The 20,571-nt window shown below is 65.1% G+C and carries 20 protein-coding genes; 8 read left to right on the forward strand and 12 right to left on the reverse strand.

What is annotated here, in order from left to right:
- Positions 1-293: 293 nt before the first annotated feature.
- From fabF to AACH06_RS13480, 8 genes are all read right to left on the reverse strand, one after another.
- A complete protein-coding gene (gene fabF, locus AACH06_RS13445) occupies positions 294-1,538 on the reverse strand; it encodes a beta-ketoacyl-ACP synthase II (RefSeq protein ID WP_341426227.1) in 1,245 nt (414 codons plus the stop codon).
- Between the two features lie 52 nt (positions 1,539-1,590).
- The gene (acpP, locus tag AACH06_RS13450; protein ID WP_324153546.1) at positions 1,591-1,830 is read right to left on the reverse strand and encodes an acyl carrier protein; all 240 of its coding nucleotides are present in this window, start codon (positions 1,828-1,830) and stop codon (positions 1,591-1,593) included.
- Between the two features lie 71 nt (positions 1,831-1,901).
- The gene (fabG, locus tag AACH06_RS13455) at positions 1,902-2,651 is read right to left on the reverse strand and encodes a 3-oxoacyl-ACP reductase FabG (protein ID WP_341426228.1); all 750 of its coding nucleotides are present in this window, start codon (positions 2,649-2,651) and stop codon (positions 1,902-1,904) included.
- The gene (fabD, locus tag AACH06_RS13460) at positions 2,648-3,586 is read right to left on the reverse strand and encodes an ACP S-malonyltransferase (protein WP_341426229.1); all 939 of its coding nucleotides are present in this window, start codon (positions 3,584-3,586) and stop codon (positions 2,648-2,650) included. Before fabD ends, fabG begins: the two co-directional genes overlap by 4 nt.
- 54 nt (positions 3,587-3,640) lie before the next feature.
- Positions 3,641-4,645 carry a beta-ketoacyl-ACP synthase III gene (locus tag AACH06_RS13465; protein WP_341426230.1) on the reverse strand — a complete coding sequence of 335 codons (1,005 nt, stop codon included), beginning with the start codon at positions 4,643-4,645 and terminating at the stop codon, positions 3,641-3,643.
- On the reverse strand, positions 4,642-5,736 hold the full coding sequence (gene plsX, locus AACH06_RS13470; RefSeq protein WP_341426231.1) for a phosphate acyltransferase PlsX: 1,095 nt from the start codon (positions 5,734-5,736) through the stop codon (positions 4,642-4,644). The genes AACH06_RS13465 and plsX overlap by 4 nt, the downstream gene beginning before the upstream one ends.
- A 110-nt stretch (positions 5,737-5,846) precedes the next feature.
- Positions 5,847-6,029 (reverse strand): 50S ribosomal protein L32, encoded by a 183-nt coding sequence (rpmF, locus tag AACH06_RS13475; RefSeq protein WP_341426232.1) that lies wholly within the window; start codon positions 6,027-6,029, stop codon positions 5,847-5,849.
- Positions 6,030-6,284: 255 nt separating this feature from the next.
- Positions 6,285-6,845 (reverse strand): YceD family protein, encoded by a 561-nt coding sequence (locus AACH06_RS13480; protein WP_341426233.1) that lies wholly within the window; start codon positions 6,843-6,845, stop codon positions 6,285-6,287.
- Positions 6,846-6,896: 51 nt separating this feature from the next.
- Here AACH06_RS13480 and AACH06_RS13485 point away from each other — a divergent pair, with 51 nt between their 5' ends.
- Both AACH06_RS13485 and AACH06_RS13490 read left to right on the forward strand, forming a co-directional pair.
- The gene (locus tag AACH06_RS13485) at positions 6,897-7,526 is read left to right on the forward strand and encodes a Maf family nucleotide pyrophosphatase (RefSeq protein ID WP_341426234.1); all 630 of its coding nucleotides are present in this window, start codon (positions 6,897-6,899) and stop codon (positions 7,524-7,526) included.
- Positions 7,523-8,302 carry an SAM-dependent methyltransferase gene (locus AACH06_RS13490; RefSeq protein WP_341426235.1) on the forward strand — a complete coding sequence of 260 codons (780 nt, stop codon included), beginning with the start codon at positions 7,523-7,525 and terminating at the stop codon, positions 8,300-8,302. Before AACH06_RS13485 ends, AACH06_RS13490 begins: the two co-directional genes overlap by 4 nt.
- A gap of 19 nt (positions 8,303-8,321) precedes the next feature.
- Here AACH06_RS13490 and AACH06_RS13495 read toward each other — a convergent pair whose 3' ends face one another.
- Together AACH06_RS13495 and AACH06_RS13500 are read right to left on the reverse strand one after the other, a co-directional pair.
- Positions 8,322-8,606 carry a VanZ family protein gene (locus AACH06_RS13495; protein ID WP_341426236.1) on the reverse strand — a complete coding sequence of 95 codons (285 nt, stop codon included), beginning with the start codon at positions 8,604-8,606 and terminating at the stop codon, positions 8,322-8,324.
- Between the two features lie 52 nt (positions 8,607-8,658).
- Positions 8,659-10,125 (reverse strand): DEAD/DEAH box helicase, encoded by a 1,467-nt coding sequence (locus AACH06_RS13500; RefSeq protein WP_341426237.1) that lies wholly within the window; start codon positions 10,123-10,125, stop codon positions 8,659-8,661.
- Positions 10,126-10,237: 112 nt separating this feature from the next.
- Between AACH06_RS13500 and rfbB the strand changes: the two genes are divergently transcribed.
- From rfbB to AACH06_RS13515, 3 genes are all read left to right on the forward strand, one after another.
- The gene (gene rfbB / locus AACH06_RS13505; RefSeq protein WP_341426238.1) at positions 10,238-11,311 is read left to right on the forward strand and encodes a dTDP-glucose 4,6-dehydratase; all 1,074 of its coding nucleotides are present in this window, start codon (positions 10,238-10,240) and stop codon (positions 11,309-11,311) included.
- A 180-nt stretch (positions 11,312-11,491) separates the two neighbouring features.
- Positions 11,492-12,571 (forward strand): glycosyltransferase family 4 protein, encoded by a 1,080-nt coding sequence (locus AACH06_RS13510; protein ID WP_341426239.1) that lies wholly within the window; start codon positions 11,492-11,494, stop codon positions 12,569-12,571.
- Positions 12,562-13,827, forward strand: a complete 1,266-nt coding sequence (locus tag AACH06_RS13515; protein ID WP_341426240.1) for a glycosyltransferase family 4 protein — start codon at positions 12,562-12,564, stop codon at positions 13,825-13,827. The genes AACH06_RS13510 and AACH06_RS13515 overlap by 10 nt, the downstream gene beginning before the upstream one ends.
- 11 nt (positions 13,828-13,838) lie before the next feature.
- Here the strand turns inward: AACH06_RS13515 and AACH06_RS13520 are convergent, their stop codons facing one another.
- Positions 13,839-16,037, reverse strand: a complete 2,199-nt coding sequence (locus AACH06_RS13520; protein WP_341426241.1) for a hypothetical protein — start codon at positions 16,035-16,037, stop codon at positions 13,839-13,841.
- On the opposite strand from AACH06_RS13520, the gene AACH06_RS13525 reads away from it, so the two are divergent.
- From AACH06_RS13525 to AACH06_RS13535, 3 genes are all read left to right on the forward strand, one after another.
- Positions 16,036-17,217 carry a GSCFA domain-containing protein gene (locus tag AACH06_RS13525; RefSeq protein ID WP_341426242.1) on the forward strand — a complete coding sequence of 394 codons (1,182 nt, stop codon included), beginning with the start codon at positions 16,036-16,038 and terminating at the stop codon, positions 17,215-17,217. The two genes, AACH06_RS13520 and AACH06_RS13525, sit on opposite strands and share 2 nt — an antisense overlap.
- Positions 17,214-17,939, forward strand: a complete 726-nt coding sequence (locus AACH06_RS13530; protein ID WP_341426243.1) for a hypothetical protein — start codon at positions 17,214-17,216, stop codon at positions 17,937-17,939. The genes AACH06_RS13525 and AACH06_RS13530 overlap by 4 nt, the downstream gene beginning before the upstream one ends.
- 61 nt (positions 17,940-18,000) lie before the next feature.
- Entirely contained in the window at positions 18,001-19,488 is a 1,488-nt protein-coding gene (locus AACH06_RS13535; protein ID WP_341426244.1) for a hypothetical protein, read from the forward strand.
- On the opposite strand, the gene AACH06_RS13540 is transcribed toward AACH06_RS13535, so the two are convergent.
- Complete coding sequence (locus AACH06_RS13540; protein WP_341426408.1) at positions 19,485-20,570, reverse strand: glycosyltransferase; 1,086 nt, start codon at positions 20,568-20,570, stop codon at positions 19,485-19,487. The genes AACH06_RS13535 and AACH06_RS13540 overlap by 4 nt on opposite strands.
- Position 20,571 lies beyond the last annotated feature (1 nt).

Raw genomic sequence — 20,571 nt, forward strand, 5'->3', positions numbered from 1 at the left:
CCCCGTCCCAGCGCAGGAGGCAGGGCGCCACCGTGGCCACGCGGCGCCACGCCCAGGCCCCAGCCACCCCAGAGGCTGACGCCATGACCATGGCCGCCGGCAACAGCAGGCGCCCCTCGAGATGAGCCGCCAAGCCCAGGTCATGGCTGATCATCCAGGCGCCCAGGGCGGCAACAGCCGACATGGCGAGACCCGCCGCAGCCAGGGCCCACGGGCCGCGACGCGCGACGGGGAAATCGGCAGGTGGCGCTACGCGCATGAGGCGCGACGCAAAAGGTGGCGACGCGTGTGCGTCAAATGCGGCCGAACACCAGCGTACCGTTGGTGCCGCCGAAGCCGAAATTGTTCTTCACCGCGAGATCGATCTTCATCTCCCGCGCTGTGTTGGCGCAGTAGTCCAGGTCGCATTCGGGATCCTGGTTGAAGATGTTGATCGTCGGCGGCGACACTTGGTCGCGCAATGCCAGCACGGTGAACACCGATTCGATGCCACCGGCGCCACCCAGCAGGTGACCGGTCATCGACTTGGTGGAGTTCACGACCAGTTGCTTGGCATGGCCGCCAAACGCCAGCTTGATCGCGTTGGTTTCATTGGCATCGCCCAGCGGCGTCGAGGTGCCATGGGCGTTCAGGTACTGGACCTGATCGGCATTGATGCCCGCGTTGCGCAGTGCCGCCATCATCGAGCGCTTGGGGCCGTCGACGTTCGGCGCCGTCATGTGATACGCATCGCCGCCCATGCCGAAGCCGCGGAGCTCAGCGTAGATCTTGGCGCCACGCTTCTTGGCGTGCTCGTATTCTTCCAACACCAACACGCCCGCGCCCTCGCCCAGCACAAAGCCATCGCGGTCTTTGTCCCAGGGGCGCGAGGCGGTAGCCGGGTCGTCGTTGCGTGTCGACAGCGCCCGCGCGGCCGCGAAGCCACCCACGCCCAACAGCGACACGGTGGCTTCCGCACCACCTGCCACCATGACATCGACATCGCCGTACTCGATCATGCGACCGGCCTGGCCAATGCAATGCAAACCCGTCGTGCAGGCCGTGACCACCGCCAGGTTCGGCCCGGTGAAGCCGTACCGAATGGCCAGATGGCCCGAGATCATGTTGATGATCGATGCCGGCACGAAGAAGGGCGAGATACGGCGTGGGCCTCGCTCAAAAGTGGTCTTCGCCGTGGACTCGATCTCCGGCAGGCCACCGATCCCTGACCCGATCATGCAGCCAATGCGCTCGGCCGTTTCTTCGGTCAATTCATCGTTCGTGGGCAAGCCCGCATCGCGAACCGCCTGGATCCCTGCTGCCATCCCAAAGTGGATGAAGCTGTCCATGTGCTTCGCTTCCTTGCCCGGGATGTACTCTTCGAGCGGGAAGTTCTTCACTTCACCTGCGAACTGGCAGGCGATGGCGGATGCATCAAACCGGGTGATGGGGCCGATGCCCGAACGGCCGGCCAGGATGTTGGCCCAACCTTCGGAAACGGTATTGCCGACCGGGCAGACAAGGCCCAGGCCGGTGATGACGACACGTCGACGGGTCATGCGTTCGAAATGCTGATCGCTGGCGGCCCGGGACAGGCCGTCCGAATGGACTTCAGGCCTTGGCGTGGGCCTTGGCGTAGTCGATCGCCAACTGAACCGTGGTGATCTTCTCGGCTTCTTCGTCGGGGATCTCGATGCTGAACTCGTCTTCGAGGGCCATCACCAGCTCCACGGTGTCCAGCGAATCAGCGCCGAGGTCGGCCACGAAAGCCTTCTCGTTGCTGACGTCGGCTTCCGGAACGCCCAGTTGCTCGGCAATGATCTTCTTGACGCGTGCTTCGATATCGCTCATGACTCCTCCAGGAGGTTGCGTAAAACGGGCCGGATTCTACGCTGGCAGGGTGCCAGCCCCGGCGGGGGACATCAGGCCATGAACATGCCGCCGTTGACGTGCAGTTCAGTGCCAGTGATATAGGCTGCTCGGGGCGAGGCCAGGAAGGCGACCGCGTCAGCGATCTCGCCAGGCTGGCCCAGGCGCTGCAGGGGAATCTGCTGCAACAAGGCGGTCTTTTGCGCCTCGGGCAATGAGTCGGTCATGTCGGTGGCGATGAAGCCAGGCGCGACGCAATTGACGGTGATGGAGCGGCTGCCCAACTCACGGGCCAACGCGCGGGTCATGCCGGCCACGCCGGCCTTGGCCGCCGCGTAGTTCGCTTGCCCAGGGTTGCCTGAAGCCCCTACCACCGACGTGATGTTCACGATGCGGCCGTAGCGCTGTTTCATCATGGGGCGCATGACGGCGCGAGACATTCGGAAGACGGCCTTCAAGTTGGTGTCGATCACGGCGTCCCAGTCTTCGTCTTTCATTCGCATCGACAACATGTCGCGCGTGATGCCAGCGTTGTTGACGAGCACATGCAGGGCACCATGCTCTTTCACGATCGCGTCCACGAGGGCGTCCACGCCGGGGCCATCGTTGACGTTCAGATTCACACCCTTGCAACCTGCGTGCCCGGCCAGCGCTTCGCTGATCGCCGCGGCGCCGCCGTCACTGGTGGCGGTACCCACGACCTTCATGCCGCGCGCGGCCAGCTCCAGTGCGATCGCCCGGCCAATGCCGCGAGATGCGCCCGTCACGAGGGCCACTTGCCCCTGCATGGTGATGTCGCTCATGCCAACAAACCCTTCACTTCGGCCAGCGAGGCCGGGTCGAACAAAGTGGCGCTGACGGCTTCAGCGTCGATGCGCTTGACCATACCAGCCAGCACCTTGCCTGGCCCGCATTCGATGATGTGGCTGAGGCCGCGAGCCCGCAGCGCCTGGATCACCTCGACCCACCGCACCGGTCCAAACGCCTGGCGATAGAGCGCGTCGCGAATCGCGACGGGCTCATCGACGCACGCCACGTCGATGTTGTTGATCACGGCGATCTTCGGAGCGGCAATGTCGATGTCCGCCAGACGGGTCTTCAACCGCTCGGCGGCCGGCTTCATCAAGCTCGAGTGGAATGGTGCCGACACCGGCAAGGGCAGCGCGCGCTTCGCCCCTTTAGCTTTCAGCACTTCACACGCCTTTTCGACGCCCGCCTTGCTGCCAGCGATCACCGTCTGCTTGGGGTCATTGAAGTTCACCGCCTCCACCACTTCGCCGCTGGCTTCTGCAGCCTCGAAGCAACCCGCGCGAACGGCATCGGCGTCCATGCCCAGGATGGCCGCCATGGCGCCCTGCCCCACAGGCACCGCTTCCTGCATGGCCTGTGCGCGTAACCGCACCAGCGGCAGCGCATCGGCAAGCGTCAGACAGCCCGCCGCGACCAGCGCGGTGTACTCGCCCAGCGAGTGGCCCGCCACCGCCGCCGGCTGGGCGCCGCCTTCGGCAAGCCAAGCGCGGTAGCAGGCGATGCCGGCCGTGAGCATCACCGGCTGGGTGTTGGTGGTCAGGTCCAGTTGCTCTTTCGGACCCGAGTGAATCAGACCGCCGATGTCTTCGCCCAGTGCGGCAGAGGCTTCGGCCAGCGTCTGCCGAACGGCTGGATGGTCGCCCCAGGCATCGAGCATGCCTACAGCCTGCGAACCCTGGCCCGGAAAGACGAATGCAAACGCGCTCATCAAGAAAACACCTACTGGTCGGAAAGGGATGGAAAGACGCTGCCGAATGGCGGGTCAGAAATCCAGCAACACGGCGCCCCAGGTGAAGCCGCCCCCGACGCCCTCGAGCATCAGGGTCTGCCCACGCTGGACTTGGCCCGATCGCACCGCGTGGTCCAACGCCAGCGGAATCGACGCAGCGGACGTGTTGCCATGCTCATCGACAGTGACGACCACGCGCTCAGAGGGCAGCTTCAACTTGCGCGCGGTGCCCTGCATGATGCGAATGTTGGCCTGGTGGGGGATCAGCCAATCAATGTCCTCGGCGCGGCGGCCGGCGGCCTCCAGCACTTCGCGAGCCACTTCGTCGAGAACCTTGACGGCCAGCTTGAACACGGCCTGACCGTCCATCTTGAGCAATGGATCTCCGAGCACCTGCCCACCAGACACCGTACCAGGCGTGCAGAGGATGTCCATGTGCTGCCCATCCGCGTGCAAGCGCGTCGCGAGGATGCCAGGCTCTGCGGACGCCTCCAGTACAACGGCACCCGCGCCATCGCCAAACAGCACACAGGTGGTACGGTCGTTGAAATCCAGGATCCGCGAAAAGACTTCGGCCCCGATCACCAGCGCGCAGCTCGCCGCACCGGATCGGATCATCGCGTCGGCCACCGACAAGCCGTAGACGAAGCCCGAGCACACGGCTTGCAGGTCGAACGCCGGACAACCCTGTATGCCCAACTTGCGCTGGATGATGGTGGCCGTCGACGGGAACACCATGTCCGGTGTCGACGTGGCGACGATGATCAGATCGACATCGTCGGGAACGCGGCCGGCAGACTCCAGTGCATGCCGAGCGGCTTCGACACCCAGGTCGCTGGCGTTGACATCTGCCTCAGCGAATCGGCGCGCCCGGATTCCGGTGCGCTCCACGATCCATTCGTCAGAGGTCTCGAGACCCCGCGCCGCCAGCTGGGCGGCCAATTCGACGTTGCTCACGCGCTTGGGCGGCAGCATGCTGCCGGTGCCAGTGATGCGAGCGTAGCGGTGGGGAGGGATGCGGTCGACGGAAGCGTTCATGCGGCGGGGCGCACGGGCTCGTCTTTAGGCGGCAGCTCAGCGGCTCGCAGCGTTTCGACGATGCGCTCGTGCACCTGTTCGGGCAGGCGATTGCGGGCCGCATCATAAGCCCGCCCAAGTGCCTGGCGGAATGAGTACGCATCGGCGGACCCATGGCTCTTGAACACCAAGCCCTGCAGGCCCAGAAGAGCGGCCCCGTTGTAGCCGCGTGGATCGAAGCGCTTCTTGAAATGCCGCAAGATGGGCCAAGCCACCAAAGCGGCGAATTTAGCCATCAGATGACGCTTGAACTCGGCACGAAGAAAGCCGGTGAGCATGTGCGCCAGACCTTCGCTGGTCTTCAGCGCCACATTTCCAACGAAGCCATCGCACACCACGATGTCGACGGTGCCCTTGAAAATGTCGTTGCCCTCGACGTTGCCGTAGTAATTGAGCTGGCCGGCATTGGCGGCCGCGCGCAGCAGCTCGCCCGCCTGCTTGATGGTATCGCTGCCTTTGATGACCTCGGAGCCGATGTTCAGCAGACCCACGCTGGGTTCTGCGGTGCCATCGAGCGCGGAGACCAGTGCGCTGCCCATGACGGCGAATTGCAGCAGGTGTTCGGCGGAACAATCGACATTCGCGCCCAGATCCAGCATCGTCGTGAAGCCGGGCCGCTCATTCGGGATGACCGAGGCAATGGCAGGGCGATCGATGCCGTCGATGGTCTTGAGCACATAGCGCGAGATGGCCATCAGGGCGCCGGTGTTGCCGGCAGAGACCACCACGTCACCACGGGCCTTCCCGTCAGCATCTGCCTTGAGCTGATTGATGGCGACCCGCATCGACGAGTCTTTCTTGCGGCGCAGCGCGACCTCGATGGGATCGTCCATGGAGACGATCTCGGTGCAGGGCACCAACGTGCAGCGGGGCCACTGGCTGGCTGGCGCGATCGCGTCAGCGATGCCCACCAAGACCAGATCAGCTTCAGGGTGGCTCGCGAGGAATTCCTTGCAAGCAGGCAGCGTGACGGACGGGCCGTGATCGCCACCCATGCAGTCGACAACGACGCGAACGCGATCAAGCGGCGTCAGGGAATGTGCGTGCGACACGTTCTGGAATGGCAAATGCCGCAGTCAAGCTGCGGCATTGTGTTCAATTCACTCGTTGGGGCAGGCACTCGCCAACCCGGCCGGTGCAAAAGAAAGCGGTCAGACCCGGATCAGGCGTCTGCCTTGGTCTTCAACACCTTGCGACCGCGGTAGAAACCTGTCGGGCTGATGTGGTGACGCAGGTGCACTTCACCGGTGGTCGGCTCGATCGCGGTGCCGGGCTGGACCAGTGCGTTGTGCGAACGATGCATGCCGCGCTTGGACGGCGACTTCTTGTTTTGCTGGACAGCCATGGAATGCTCCTGGAACACCACCTCAGCGGCGGCGCAGCGTGTGCTCGGCGCCAATGGCGACGCACGAACACTCATGAAAGTTGGACACACCCGGCGCCGCTTGAAGGCCACGCAACGCGCTCAACAAAGACGCGCCGCCTTATCTTCTTCTTGCCAGCAGGCCGATCTGAAGTCGCACCTTTGGCCGGGAAAGCCTGAAAGTATAGCACCCTTCGGTCAGGGCGTGCCACCAGGCGACCCAAGAGTGCCTGTCGACTACGTCTCACCCTCGCCAGGCTTCTTCTTGAGCTGAGCGAGTGCGGCAAATGGATTGGGCCGCGGCGACGGTTCATCCACAGCGTCCTGCTCCGGCGTCATCGGCAGGGGTTGCGGGCAGGCCTCATGGCGGGGCACCAAGGGAAGCTCGAGCAGCAGCTCATCTTCCACCAGCTCTCGCAGATCCATGTGGCGCTGCAACTCGAGGACATCCTCCTCCAGCTCCGCGTCCAGCGCCTCGGCTTGCGACGCGTCGCGTACAAAGCGAATCCACCGGTCCACATCCAGCGCCGCGGGCATCGGGCCCAGGCAGCGCTGGCACTGCATGCTGACGCAGCCTTGGGCCGTCACATGCAACCAAACTTCGGGCTCGCCGCCAGTGACCGGCCGCTGCTCCCCTTGCACTTGCCAATGGATCGGCTCACCTTCAGGGTGCGCCCCCAACACCGAGCCGGACAGGCGCTCCAGTTCCGTCAATGGCCATTCGCCCGACAACTCACCGGCGGCGGCCACAAACGCCCCCACATCCAGCCGGCGAGGGTCGATCGGTTTCGCATTCATGCAGGCAGTTTAGCGGCCCGCCGATACGAGCTTCGGGTGAAATAATTGTTCATGCCCGACTTGCCCTCCCACACGACGCCTCGCCTGATTCTGGGCTCCACCTCCCGCTATCGCCGCGAGCTGCTCGAACGGTTGAAGCTGCCGTTCGATGTGGCCTCACCCCATGTGGATGAGGCCCCACTTCCCGGCGAGACGCCTGCCGCACTCGCGCAGCGGTTGGCACTGGCCAAGGCGCGGGCGGTCGCCGCATCTCGCCACGGAGAAGACGCCATCGTGATCGGCTCGGACCAAGTCGCGGACGTTGATGGCGAACCCATCGGGAAGCCAGGCACCCACGAACGCGCCGTGGCCCAGCTGCGCCGCATGAGCCAGCGGAGCATCGTGTTTCAAACGGCAGTTGCGGTCGTCCGGGCCCGAACCGGCTTCGAGGCGGTCCGACTGGCCCCCGTCCGCGTGCAATTCCGGGACTTGAGCGATGCCGAGATCGAGCGCTATCTGAGGCTCGAGCAACCCTATGACTGCGCCGGCAGCGCTAAGTCGGAGACGCTGGGCATCGCTCTGCTGAGCGCCATCGAATCGGACGACCCCACCGCGCTGGTCGGGCTGCCGCTGATCAGGACTTGCGAACTGCTGCGAGCCGCCGGTTTGGACCCCATCGCCATGGCGGGTCTGGCCCCATGAGCGCGCGCCCCGGTCGTTTGGTCCTGATGCCCAATACGCTCGATCTGGGAGCCACTCCAGAGCCCATCGATCAGGTCCTCACCGCCCATGCGCTGCAACGCGCTGCACATCTGAAGCATTGGGTGGTCGAAAGCGCCAAGACCGCACGCGCATTTCTGAAGCGCGTCGATGCGCACGCCGCGCTGACCACCCCGCTGCAGCAGCTGTCGATTCAAGAGCTGCCTCGCGCCCGCAAGGGCAGCGGCACCTCGGTGGACAGCGCAGAGTGGAAAGCGCTGCTGGCTCCCGCACTGGCCGGCCACGACATCGGCCTGCTGTCTGACGCGGGCCTGCCAGCGGTGGCCGACCCCGGCGCCGCCCTCGTCGCCACGGCGCACACGCTGGGGCTGACGGTGGAGCCCATGGCCGGGGCCAGCTCAGTGACACTGGCGGTGGCCGCCAGTGGCCTGAATGGCCAGCGCTTCGCGTTCGAAGGCTACTTGCCGCAGAACTCAGCGGAGCGACTGCAGCGCGTGCGTGAATTGGAGCAGCGCTCCCGCCGTGAGGGGCAGACCCAGTTGGTCATCGAGACGCCGTACCGCAACGAAGGGCTGCTCAAGGCGCTGAGCGACGCACTTCACCCCGACACCCGCCTGTCCGTGGCCTGCGGCCTGACCTCTCAGGCGGGGTGGTGCCGAACGCAGCACGTCTCAGCCTGGCGACGTGAGCTGCAAGAGTCCGAGCGCCCACTAATGCCAGACACACTGCCCGCGGTCTTCATGTGGCTGGCAGGCTGAAGCCCAGCACGCGCGGACGTCAGGCGGTACGTACCACCAGATGACCGAGCGCGATACCCACCACGTCCGCCAGCACGTCCCCCCAAGAGGACTCGCGGGTCGGGGTCAAGGCCTGGAAACACTCGATGCCAATGCCAAAGGCCAGCAGCGCCACCGCCAAGCACCAAGCCGGCTCGAAGCGTGCCTGCTTTCCAATGGCCCAAAGCAACAAGAAGGCCGCCGCATGTCGAACCTTGTCCGCGTGGGCGAACCAGTCAGGCCCCTGACCACCCGGCATCAAAGCCAACGCCAGGATGGCCAGCATCGCCAACGCGAAGGCGGCACGCCACCAAGCAAGCCGATCGAGCATTGTTCAATCAGACTTTCGACAGCCCACCCAGAAGCGCAGCCACCTTGCGTTTGGGCCGGATATTGGGGGACAGCCGATTGGGGCTGGGTGTGACCGGAGCACTCTTCTCCCATGCGGCGGGACCGTCGCTGGGCTTGGGCTCGTAGGGCTTGTCGAAAAACGGATCGCGTGGCGCAGAGCGAGGCTCGTAGCGACGTGAAGGCGACGCCGGGGCCGCATCGGCGCGCCCTTCGCGAGCGGCGCCACGCTCATCTTCCCGAGACGGACGCCTGCGCGGGCGGTCTTCGTCCAACTCCAACGCCTCGAGATCGAGCTTCTTCTTGATCAGCTTCTCGATGTCGGCCACCAAGCGCGCATCGTTGCGCGTGACCAAGGTGACCGCCAGGCCCGAAGCACCCGCCCGGCCGGTGCGGCCGATGCGGTGCACGTAGTCCTCGGCATTGAACGGCACATCGAAATTGAACACCGCCGGAAGATCGGCAATGTCCAGACCGCGCGCGGCCACATCAGTAGCGACCAACAGGTCGACCTCGCCAGCCTTGAAGGCGGCCAGTGACTTGAGCCGCTCGTCCTGCGACTTGTCACCATGCAACGCAGACGTCCGCATGCCATCGCGCTCGAAAGAGCGCGCCAGGCGGGCTGCGCCCAGCTTGGAGTTGACAAAGACGATCGCTTGGGTGATCGAGCGTTCCCGCAACAAATGCACGATAGCCCGACGCTTGTCGTCGTCGGCCACGCTGTAGAAGCGCTGCTCCACCGTCGAGGCCGTGGCATTGGGCCGCGCCACCTCCACGAGGATCGGATCCTGAAGGTAGCTGCCCGCCAGCTTCTTGATCTCTGGCGAAAACGTCGCCGAGAACAACAGCGTCTGGCGCTGCTTGGGCAGATAACTGAGGATGCGCTGCAGATCCGGTAGGAAGCCTATGTCCAGCATCCGGTCAGCCTCATCGAGCACCACGTACTCGACCTGATTGAGCACCGCGTTCTTGGCTTCGATGTGATCGAGCAAGCGGCCCGGGGTGGCAATCAGAATCTCGACACCGGCCTTGAGCTCCAAGGTCTGCGGCTTCATGTCGACACCGCCGAAGACCACCGCTGCCCGCAGATTCGAGTGCTTGGCGTAGGCCTTGACGTTGTTGGCCACCTGGTCCGCGAGTTCTCGCGTCGGCGCCAACACCAGCGCGCGCACCGGATGGCGGGCCGGTGAAGCGCTGGCGTTCTCATGCTTCAACATCTTTTGAAGCAATGGAATGGAGAAGGCCGCCGTCTTTCCGGTGCCGGTCTGAGCCGCCCCCATCACATCGCGACCCGCCAAGACGATCGGAATCGCCTTGGCCTGGATCGGCGTCATGGTGGCATAGCCCTGGTCGGCCACGGCCCGCAGCAGCTTGCCGTCGAGCGGCAGCGTGTCGAAACGGGCGGGGGGAGGATTTTCGGCGGCCTCAGGGGCGCCAACCTGCAGGTCGGAACTCATCGGCTCGCATTATCGCTCTTACAACAGGCGACTACACTTTGACAATTGGGGCCGAAGCCCAGCTTTATCAGAATATTGCCGTCCGAGGGGCGGCGCAGAGAGAATTCGACCCATGATCCTTGTCACCGGCGGCGCCGGCTTCATCGGCAGCAATTTCGTCCTCGACTGGCTCGAACACCCGCAGACGCGCGACGAGGCGGTCGTCAATCTGGATGCCCTGACCTACGCCGGCAACCTTCGGAACCTCGAGTCCCTTCAAGGAAATGCCAAGCACGTGTTCGTGCGCGGCGACATCTGCGATAGAGAGCTCATGGACCGCTTGCTGGAGCAGCACCGCCCACGCGCCATCGTCCACTTCGCCGCCGAAAGCCACGTGGATCGCAGCATCCACGGCCCTGGTGAATTCATGCGGACGAATGTGCAGGGCACATTCACGTTGCTGGAGGCGGCGCGGGCCCACTGGGCATCACTGCCCGAGTCCGAACGCAGCGCCTTCCGTTTCCACCACGTCAGCACCGACGAGGTATACGGCAGCCTGGCCCCCGGCGCGCCGGCGTTCACCGAAACCCACCCCTACGAGCCGAACAGCCCCTACTCTGCCAGCAAGGCTGCGAGCGACCACCTCGTGCGGGCCTGGCACCACACCTACGGCCTGCCGGTGGTGACCACCAACTGCTCCAACAACTACGGGCCCTACCACTTCCCCGAGAAGTTGATCCCGCTGATGATCGTCAACGCACTGGCCGGCAAACCGCTGCCGGTCTACGGTGACGGGCAGCAGATCCGCGATTGGCTCTACGTCAAAGACCACTGCAGCGGCATCCGCGCCGTGCTGCAGGGCGGCCGCCTCGGGGAGACGTACAACATTGGCGGCTGGAACGAGCAGGCCAACATCGACATCGTGAAGACGATCTGTGCACTGCTCGACGAGTTGCGCCCCGATCCGGCGGGAGCCTATGCCCGCCTGATCACCCACGTCGCCGACCGGCCCGGTCACGACCGACGCTACGCGATCGACGCACGCAAGATCGAGCGCGAGCTCGGCTGGCGACCCGCGGAGACCTTTGAATCAGGCATCCGCAAGACGGTGCAGTGGTATCTCGACCATGCCGAATGGGTGGCCGAAATGCAAAGCGGTGAGTACCGCGAGTGGCTGGAAACGAACTACGTACAGCGCGGCGCCTAGTGTCCTGTTCTAGAAACGAAACGCGCGGGGCGGACCAGGCCAAGGAGCCAACCAAGCCCATGAAGTCGTCGCCGCGGAACGGGCGCCAAGTCGGCAGGAATCGCAGACTGCGCAGCGACGATCGGGCGCTGTCGACGTTTAGCCGCGGACCGGCCAGCAGCGCCTGGTGACGATGATCCGATGAGATTCCTGGTCCTGCCGTTCGTCCTGTCCGTGTTGTTCACATTCGTCGTGCTACGCCTGTTCGGCGGACACGTGCTTTGGATCAACCACAGCTCGCGCAATGACCCCCAGGCGCTGCACGTTCACCCCGTGCCGCGACTGGGAAGCATCGGCATCGCGCTGGCACTGGGCTTCGGCGTGCTGCAGATCCTGTGGACGGCGCCTCAACTGTCAGGGCCCCAGTTGCAACTGCTGGGCGCGGCGCTCGCCGCTGCGGCGATCGGCCTGACCGAAGACCTCACTGGGTCGGTGTCGGTACGCCTGCGTCTGGTGTGGGTCACGATCGCGGCGCTGATGGCAAGCCTCATCGATGGCGTGAGAGTCCAGCACACGGACTTGGCCTGGCTCGACTGGGTGTTGGCCAATTCGCCGATCACTTCGCTGCTGCTGACCGCCTTCATCATCACAGGGCTGACCAACGCCTTCAACATCATCGACGGCCTGAACGGGCTCGCCTCGGCGTGCGCGATGATCATCCTGGCAGCCATCGGCTACGTGGCGTTCCTCGTCGGCGACTTGTGGGTGGCCGCCTTCTGTGCGGTGTCGCTGGGTGCGGTGGCCGGGTTTTTCATCTGGAACTACCCCGGGGGCTTCATCTTCCTCGGAGACGGCGGCGCCTACCTGTGCGGATTCGTCGTGTGCACGCTGGGCCTGCTGCTGCTCTCGCGCAATCCGGGCCAGGTCTCGCCGATGTTTCCGATGCTGCTGTGCATCTACCCTGTCGCGGAGACCTGCTTCTCGGTCTACCGGCGGGGCCTGAAGAACAAGCCGGTCAGCCGCCCGGACCGGGGACATCTGCACAGCCTGCTGTTCCGCCGGCTCGACTCGCGGCTGGGACGCCGCTTGGGCAATACCGAACGCAGACGCAACTCGGTGACGACGCCTTACCTGTGGGCCTTGTGCCTCGGCTCCGTCGTACCGGCAGTGTTCATGTACGACAACTTCTGGGCGCTGGTGGCCTCGATCTTCGCGTTCGTCATCGTCTATCTGCTACTCTACCGCAGCATCGTGCGATTCCGCGCGCCAAAATGGCTTTGAGCGAGGGCACGCAGGCCCCGCGTCGCCGGATCCTGCTACTCACGCCCCGTTGGCCGTACCCCGTCATCGGCGGTGACCGGCTTCGCATCTGGCACCTGGCCAAAGCGGCCGCCCGGCACCACGATGTGACCCTGCTCAGCCTGTGCCAGACGCCCGCCGAGCTGTCGGCTGAGTTACCCGACGACGGCGTGTTCACCAGTGCGCATCGGGTGTTGTTGCCGAAATGGCGATCCTGGCTACAGATGCTGGCCGCCGTGGGAAGCGCTGAACCCTTGCAAGTGGCGTACTACCGCAGCCGCGAGTTCGGGCTCGCGGTGGATCGACTGGCGAAGGACCATGACTTGGTGTGCTGCCACTTGGTGCGGATGGCCCCCTACGCCATGGCCTCCGCGCGCCCGCGCTGGCTCGAAATGACCGATGCGATCTCGATGACGATGGAGCGCGCATCCAGACATGCTCGCGGCGGCGCTGTGCTCACTGGGCCCATCCTGCGGATGGAAGCCTCGCGAATGCGCGAATTCGAACGCAGCATGGCGCCGTCATTCGACCTGGTCACGCTGATCTCAGGCGTCGACCGCGACAGCGTGTTCGCCGGCACCACGGTCCCTCCCGAGCGGGTCATCGTGGCAGCCAACGGCGTCGAGGCCCCGACGGACATGCTGCCGCCCGCGGGACAACGGCCACCGGGCATCGCCCTGATTGGACGCATGGACTCGATGGCCAACAGGGACGCCCTCTGGTTCTTCGTCCGCGAGATTCTTCCCCGGGTTCTGGAGCAGTCGCCCAGGGCGCGACTGCACGTGATCGGCCACGTCTCGCCCCGTGACGCCCGGCGGCTGGAGACCATGCCGGGTGTTCATGTGGAAGGCGTCGTGGAAGACCTGTCGAGCGTGCTTCGCCTGTGTCGTGTCGGCGTGTGCCCCGTCCGCTTTGGTGCCGGCATGCAGAACAAGCTGCTCGACTATATGTCCCACGGGCTGGCCACTGTCACGTCCACCGTGGGCCTGGAGGGGCTCATAGCCACCCCCGGCCACGATCTCGTGGTGGCGCGTTCGCACGATGAATGGGTGACACACATCCACCGGCTGCTGGTCGACGATGAACAGGCTTCGCGACTGGGCTGCGCCGGGCGCGAGTTGGTGAACACCGCCTATCGCTGGGAGGCGTGCCTGGCGCCGGCCATCGACGCGATGGCCGGGTTGCTGGGCACCGGCGAGCGAGGGCGTGCAACGCCGCCACCGGAAGGAGACCGGTGACGCTCGACGCCTCAGCTTGAGGCGATCGGCTGGTCGCTGCCTCGCAGCACCTCGAGCCGAGGGAGGCCGGCCAGTTCCGCAAAGGCTTGGTCATCGATCCTCTGCGCCTTCGCTCGCAATTCGGGAGGCAACTCCGGCTTGGCATACGAAACGCCCGATTCCCGATTGGCGAAGAAATTGTTCATTGCCTCGCTCCGCGCCGTCAAGGGCAGCAGTCCTCGGGCAATGCGCTCGTTGATGTCCAGCAACCGATGGCATTCGTCGACGGAGAAGGACAAGTTCTGCTCGGCCGCAAGCGGGACGCTGGCCAGCAGGTGATCACGCAGGTCATCGCCGACACCGCACATCCGGGCGAAGGCCAACAAGTTCTGCGTGTGTCCACCATCCATGACGAGGACGGAAGCCGACACATCGGGGAACTCTGCTCGCCACAGCCTCACCGCCTCCAGCACGCAGAACATCTGAGCCGGGCTCTCGCGAGCATCGATCGCGCCGAGGATGCGCCGCGCGTAGGCCTCTAGGCTGCCGCGCCCGCCTTGCTTCATGTTCTGTTGCCAGTGCGAAGGCAACAGCGTGGCCAATGGTCGCGCTGTGACGATGATGCGCTCGACGCGTCGGCCTCCCAGCAACGTCCGGAATTCGTGGACTCCCTCGGCATTCAGCGCCGACAGTGCTTCGGCCGAGAGCAGCATCGGGCGCGGGTCTGATCGATTCAGCGCCCGACGCAGGCGCTGCGATGCTTCGGAAGTCGTCTCGCGCGCCTTCCACGGCAGAAAGCGGCCGAGCGGCTGGTACATCGCGATCTGGTGGTTGTAGAAGCCGACATCGGGGTACTGCAGCGGCCCCTGGTCGGGCTTGCCCAATGCCTCATGAAATGTCCGCTGGAGATAGGTCGTACCAGTCTTGGGGAGTCCGATGTGGACAAACACCGGTGCGCCGGCGTTCGCGTCCGGCCGGCCTTGCGCTGCCTGCCCGACAGACTCGTCCGAATCCGTCAGCGCGTCGCCGGGCCACTTCAGGCGCATGGCGCGTTCGAGGATGGCCCCCAGCATCGGGCGCGGCTCCGCGCCATGCCCGTTGTCGTGGTGATAGAGCAGCGACCCCATGCGGCCGTCGTCGGACACGCTATCCGGCGCGATGTCGAACAGTCGGCAAAAGGGCTTGAAGTGCCGCTCATGGTGATGCGGGTCATCCAGGTTCTGCACCAGCAGGCAGCGTGCTTGCGCCGCCTGAGGCTGCTGCCATGCCGCCATGGCCGACAAGCGCGTGCTGAAGCGCTCGCGGGCCTGGTCGGACGGCATGCCGCCCAGGCTGGCACTCAGGAACCGATCGACACTGCGCTTCACGGAATAGTCCAGCACCTGCGTCTGCGCGTTAATCGCGATGGCGGTGACGCCACGTCCCAGACGAGCGGCCAGTTGGAGTGCGGCGAACCCACCGCCACTCGATCCATAGGTGTAGACCTTGTCCAGGCTCACGCCGAGCAGTTGGGCCAGGCGCTCGATGATCCGGGCGAAACCGGTGATGACGTCATCGTCCGACTTGCCGACATACCAGCCGAGACGAAGTGCCGGATCGAGCGTCAATGTCGGGTCGGCCGCGCACACCAACGTCCCGGGAAAGTCGTCGCGCCAGCTGAACCGGTTGAAGCGCGGGAGTTCGATCGTGGCCCGGTCGGGCACCGCACCGCCGAGGACCACGAATATCGAGTCCCCTTTGGCGGGCTGTTTGAGAAGCGGGTACACAAAGGCACCCACCTTCACATCGAGCCGCTGCTCCGCATGGGGCTCGACCGCCGCCTCCAGCTCCGCCACGCCATCGACCGGCCGCGCTCGGGGCATCGGGTACGCAGGCGGGGGCACAGGCGCGGAGCGAACCTGCCGGGGTTCTGCCGCCGCCACCTTGGTCGCCCCGCCGCCGGTGACGAATTCGACGGATCCGATGCGTTTGGCAGGCTGACTGCCGTCCGCCGAGCGGGCAAAGGCGGTGACGGTATAGCGGCCCGGTGCCGAGGCCTCGGAGAACGTGACGCAGCTTTCGCCGGAATACCAACGGGCCGCGATTCGTTGGCCCGCCAGGTAAAGGTAAAAGGCGAACTCCGTCGACACCTGTCCGACGAACGAAGGGTTCACACGAATCTCGAGGCCGCTGTCGGACTGCTGGGCCCGCAAGATGGCACCGGCGCCGCCGGCAGGGGTTTTCGAACGCATGACGATCGGCCGCCAGACAAATCGGCCGGGTGAATATGGATACGCGATTGTCGGTCCACACTCGCTGGGTGGCTTGCTGCACTGCGATAGCATGCTCGGCACCCGATCGGACCCGACCATGAACGCCAAGAGCGACCACCCCTACCGTAGCCAGCCTCCGTGGGCCTTCTGGCGCCAGGCCGTACAGGAGCATCACTTCTTGGAAGTGGCCGACTGGTACCGGCGCAAATGGACGATCGAAGGTGACCGGGTCGCGACCGCAGGAAGTTGCTTTGCACAACACATTGGTCGTCGACTGCGCGGCAGCGGATTCCGATTCGTCGACGTCGAGCCGGCGCCCAGTTTCCTGGCGCCGGAGCGTCACCTTGAATTTGGTTACGGGATGTACTCCGCGCGTTACGGGAACGTGTATACGACGCGCCAATTGCTCCAACTGGTGCAACAGGCCTTCGAAGAGTTCCAGCCGCAGGAGGTGGCATGGAGCCACGGCACCGGGTGGGTCGACGCCTTCAGACCAACGATCGAGCCGCAACCGCTGACCTGCGTTGACGAAGTGCTGGCATTGCGAGCGGCTCACCTGACGGCCGTGCGGCAGCTGTTCGAAAGCTGTGATCTCTTCGTCTTCACGCTGGGCCTGACAGAGGCATGGATTTCGCGCATCGACGGTGCCGCCTATCCGGTGTGCCCCGGCACGAGCGGCGGCACCTTCGATCCGGCGCGCCACGTCTTCGCGAACCTCAGCTACACCGAAGTCCTGGCCGACATGGAGTCGTTCATCGAGCGCGTTCGCCAGATCAATCCGCGCATGCGGTTCCTGCTGACCGTCAGCCCCGTGCCGTTGATGGCGACGGCGACGCCGGACCACGTCGCCGTCGCGACGTCCTACTCGAAGTCGGTGCTCAGAGCCGTCGCGGGGCACCTGGCCCAAAGCCGCGAGTACGTCGACTACTTCCCTTCCTACGAGATCATTTCATCCACCTTCATGCGCGGAGCCTTCTACAACCCCGACCAGCGCACGGTCGTCGAATCGGGCGTCGAGCATGTCATGCGCCAGTTCTTCAAGGAGCACATCCCCCCTGCGGCACAAGCGCCGGCCGACACCGCCGCGCGCAGCGATCTGAACGATGACGATGTCGTCTGCGACGAGGAGCTGCTTGCGGCATTCGGAGAGCGCGCGTGAAGGTCTTCCTGACCGGTGACAGTCACCTGGGCGCCCTTCGTCGCGCCCTCCTGCAGCCCGACTCGCCGAACACCTGGCCCATCGACTTCACGCTGGAAGCGCTTGGGCGGGGACATCTCCTGCGGGCCCCGTTCTTCGCCGATCGCGGCGACCACGCGGAGATCCTCGACGCCGACTTCCGCAAGCGCGTGCGCAAGGTTCCGTCCGTGGCGGGCGCTTTCGACGCCATCGGCATCAGCGGGCCGTTGAACACCGCACGCGTCTGGCGCGATGAAGCCTTCGCCACATTCAGGCCCTACCCTCTGACCGGTAGAACGCCCATTTCCCGTGGGATGCTGCGCGCCATCGTCGAAGACGACGTGCGTCAGACACTGGAGTTCATCAGGGTCGTGAGACGAAACAGTCCCGTGTTCGTCATCGACTCGCCGTGGCCATTCGCCCGGCATCCGTCGGTGATGCGCATCGGCATCGAAGTCGTCCAGCATGTCCACCGCTGGTACCGCGAGTACGTTATGGCGGAGCTGGCATCGATGGACGTGCCGATCGTCGACATCGATCCCTCGTGTCTGGACAAGCAAGGCTTCATGCTCGAACGCTTTCGCAACGAGAACGCGCGCGACCTCTATCACGCCAACGCCGCGTTCGGAAAGCTGATGCTGCAACGCATCGTCGACCGCTTCGCGCCGGCCGCTCGCCCGGTCGCCCAGGAAACGGCCTCCTGACTGCGCCGTGTCGCCACGCCTGCCGGATTCATCGCCACCCCCGATTTCGCCGAGGACCACCATGCAAAGACGCCGTTTCGTCCAGACTTTGAGCGCCGGGACCCTGCTGGGGCCGATGATGCCGCTGAGGCTGCTCGCCCAGTCAGGCAGCACGATCGATGCCGGCGAATTCCTCAAGCTCGACGGCAAGCCGGAAGACCAGGCGTTCGAGGCGCTGATCGCCAAACTGCGGACCACGTCCGGGCCCAAGGTGGTGCGCTTCCCGACGGGGCAGCGCACCCTGGCATTGGCCGGCGGACACATGTTCGACCTGCCTTCGGACACGCGGTGGGACTTCGGCCGCACGACCGTGCGTTATGACGGCACCATCGAAGGCAACAGCGTGCTCATTCGCTTCGGCGCAAAGTCGGAAGTGTTGGGCATGAACCTGATGCTGGCGTCCTCGGCGCATTGCGATCGTCTGGTGACCTTCGTCGAGGACACGCTGGTCGACCGTCTGCAGGTGAGCGCCGAGCGGCAGTTCGCCAACGGCGGAAATGACAACAGCGACGGCCTGATCCAGGTGCGGGGCAGCCGCGTGCGCATGACGGCCTGCTCGATCGCCGGTGTCGATCGACCCGTGGCCATCATCGGCTCGGGTGCGAAGCCTGGGGAAATGGCGGCGCTGGTCGACGTGCGAGTGAGCGACATGCGCTTGCGCCAGTTCGTGTGCGGCATGCTCGTGCACAACACGCAGGATTGCCTGATCGACGGCCTGGTGGCGGAGACCAAGAGTTCGAACGCACGCACGGACCCCGGGCACAACGCCGTGCTCGCAGCCCGCGTGCAGAACTTCGTCCTGCAGAAGTTCCGCATCGAGGACTCGGGCGAGCATGCCATCCGCATCGGCGGCTCCACCAATCCCAACGAGGCGCCGAACAAGAACATCCGCATCAGCGACGGGACGATCCGCCGCCCCGGAAAGTGCGGCGTCAAATTCTGGAGCGCAGGCAAGGCCGAAGACGTTGCTGACGCGGCGGTCGTCGGCGCCACGGTGCGAGGCTTGTCGATCTTCGATTGCGGATTTGGCGGCAAGATCTCAGTCAATGAAGACGCCGTGCGCCTGGAGGTCGTCAACGACTTCACCGTGGAGGACATCAAGGCAGCGGCAGACAAGTCGGCGGCGTCATGCCACGACGTCGTCTACCTCGCCGGCTGCGGCAACGGTCAGGTCCGCAACGTAACCGCCGACCGTGCCGTTCGATCAGCGGTCTACATCACGGAGACGCTGGGCGCCGGCCGAAGCGCGCCAGTGGGGTCGATCCGCGGCAGCGACATCCGTTCGACCAATCACCGCGGCGACCTGGTCCACCTCGAGTTGCCGACCCAAGCGGCCGGCCCCTTCGATTTCAGCAAGCTGTCCGCCCAAGGCGGGGTCAGCTTCGTCGGCGGGAATGCGCCCAATGCCGTCGGCGAAAGCCGCTTCGACGGGAAGGCCGATCGGCTGTCCGGCCCGATGAACGCACTCAACGGCGACAAGCGCAAACTGCGGGTGACCGGCGGTCGCTAGCGCCGGCGGGGACACGGACGGCCCGCAAGGAAGCGGGTCACCTCGTCCTCCAGCTGCTGATTGAAGGATCTGGCGGAAGACCGGTTCACGTTCCCCGCCCGGGCATCTTCCAGTCCCGCCTTCAACGCGCGGTCGAAGGCCTCGTCGCGGTACAGGTGGACGTGTCGGAAGCGCCGCAACTGGCGGAAAGCGCCGATGTCAGACGCCACCACAGGGCGTCCGCACATGCGCGCCTCCATGGCCGGTCGTCCAAAGCCTTCGTTGCGTGAGTGGACCCACACCAAGTCGCTGTTGAGAAATTCGACGACGGTTTCGTCCAGGCTCAGGCGCGGCAGCAAGGTCACGCGTTCTCGCCACTGCGCGGGCAGTAAGGTCATGCGTCGCTGGGCCAGCCCCACATCGTCGCCGAAGCCCAGCACGCGCACATCCAGGGCTTGATCGGAAGGCAAGTGCCGCAGCAGGTTCAGCGCTCCGCGCCAATCCTTGTTCGGCCCAATTCCGCTGCACAGCAGCACGACCGGAGAAGCACCGGGTGCCTTCTGACGAACAGGCTGCCGGGCCAATGCAGCTTCGAACCCATAGAAGGGATTCGCCCAAAGGTACTTTTCGCAGCGGCGAAAACGCTCGATCCGGTTGAGCTGTCGCATGGTGTGGCGTGACACGGTGGCCACAGGCCGGCGCAAGAGGGCGTGCCACGCCTGGCAGACACGGATGTAGGTCGCGGCCAACCCACGGCTGTCGCGCCGGTTGGGGATGAGGTCGTGGATCACCATCACCGCCCGGCCCGCCAGGGCATCGATGAAGCTGCCGGAGTTGTAGGGATAGATGGCCAAGTCGCAACCAGACAGGCGCCGCGCGACGGGGGCAACCAGTTGCTCGAACAATACGAACAGCACGTTCTGGATGAACTGCGGCATCCGGGCGACCCAGGCCGGCGCGCGCAACTCCCGATGCTTGACCCCCAGGCGGCGGAAGCAAGCTTCAAGTTCGCGGGAGTAGACAGGAATGCCGCGGAGCTTGATGCCTGCGAAGAAGTTGAAGACCAGCACGCTCTGAGCGCGGTCCAGGTGCACCTCGTCCACG

Source organism: Ideonella lacteola (assembly GCF_038066555.1).
In the GTDB taxonomy this organism is placed as follows: Bacteria; Pseudomonadota; Gammaproteobacteria; order Burkholderiales; family Burkholderiaceae_C; genus Ideonella; species Ideonella lacteola.

Coding starts and splice junctions, on each gene's coding strand:
- fabF (WP_341426227.1), bottom strand. CDS start 1,538: ATGACCCGTCGACGTGTCGTCATCACCGGCCTGGGCCTTGTCTGCCCG.
- acpP (WP_324153546.1), bottom strand. CDS start 1,830: ATGAGCGATATCGAAGCACGCGTCAAGAAGATCATTGCCGAGCAACTG.
- fabG (WP_341426228.1), bottom strand. CDS start 2,651: ATGAGCGACATCACCATGCAGGGGCAAGTGGCCCTCGTGACGGGCGCA.
- fabD (WP_341426229.1), bottom strand. CDS start 3,586: ATGAGCGCGTTTGCATTCGTCTTTCCGGGCCAGGGTTCGCAGGCTGTA.
- AACH06_RS13465 (WP_341426230.1), bottom strand. CDS start 4,645: ATGAACGCTTCCGTCGACCGCATCCCTCCCCACCGCTACGCTCGCATC.
- rpmF (WP_341426232.1), bottom strand. CDS start 6,029: ATGGCTGTCCAGCAAAACAAGAAGTCGCCGTCCAAGCGCGGCATGCAT.
- AACH06_RS13480 (WP_341426233.1), bottom strand. CDS start 6,845: ATGAATGCGAAACCGATCGACCCTCGCCGGCTGGATGTGGGGGCGTTT.
- AACH06_RS13485 (WP_341426234.1), top strand. CDS start 6,897: ATGCCCGACTTGCCCTCCCACACGACGCCTCGCCTGATTCTGGGCTCC.
- AACH06_RS13490 (WP_341426235.1), top strand. CDS start 7,523: ATGAGCGCGCGCCCCGGTCGTTTGGTCCTGATGCCCAATACGCTCGAT.
- AACH06_RS13495 (WP_341426236.1), bottom strand. CDS start 8,606: ATGCTGGCCATCCTGGCGTTGGCTTTGATGCCGGGTGGTCAGGGGCCT.
- AACH06_RS13500 (WP_341426237.1), bottom strand. CDS start 10,125: ATGAGTTCCGACCTGCAGGTTGGCGCCCCTGAGGCCGCCGAAAATCCT.
- rfbB (WP_341426238.1), top strand. CDS start 10,238: ATGATCCTTGTCACCGGCGGCGCCGGCTTCATCGGCAGCAATTTCGTC.
- AACH06_RS13510 (WP_341426239.1), top strand. CDS start 11,492: ATGAGATTCCTGGTCCTGCCGTTCGTCCTGTCCGTGTTGTTCACATTC.
- AACH06_RS13515 (WP_341426240.1), top strand. CDS start 12,562: ATGGCTTTGAGCGAGGGCACGCAGGCCCCGCGTCGCCGGATCCTGCTA.
- AACH06_RS13525 (WP_341426242.1), top strand. CDS start 16,036: ATGACGATCGGCCGCCAGACAAATCGGCCGGGTGAATATGGATACGCG.
- AACH06_RS13520 (WP_341426241.1), bottom strand. CDS start 16,037: ATGCGTTCGAAAACCCCTGCCGGCGGCGCCGGTGCCATCTTGCGGGCC.
- AACH06_RS13535 (WP_341426244.1), top strand. CDS start 18,001: ATGCAAAGACGCCGTTTCGTCCAGACTTTGAGCGCCGGGACCCTGCTG.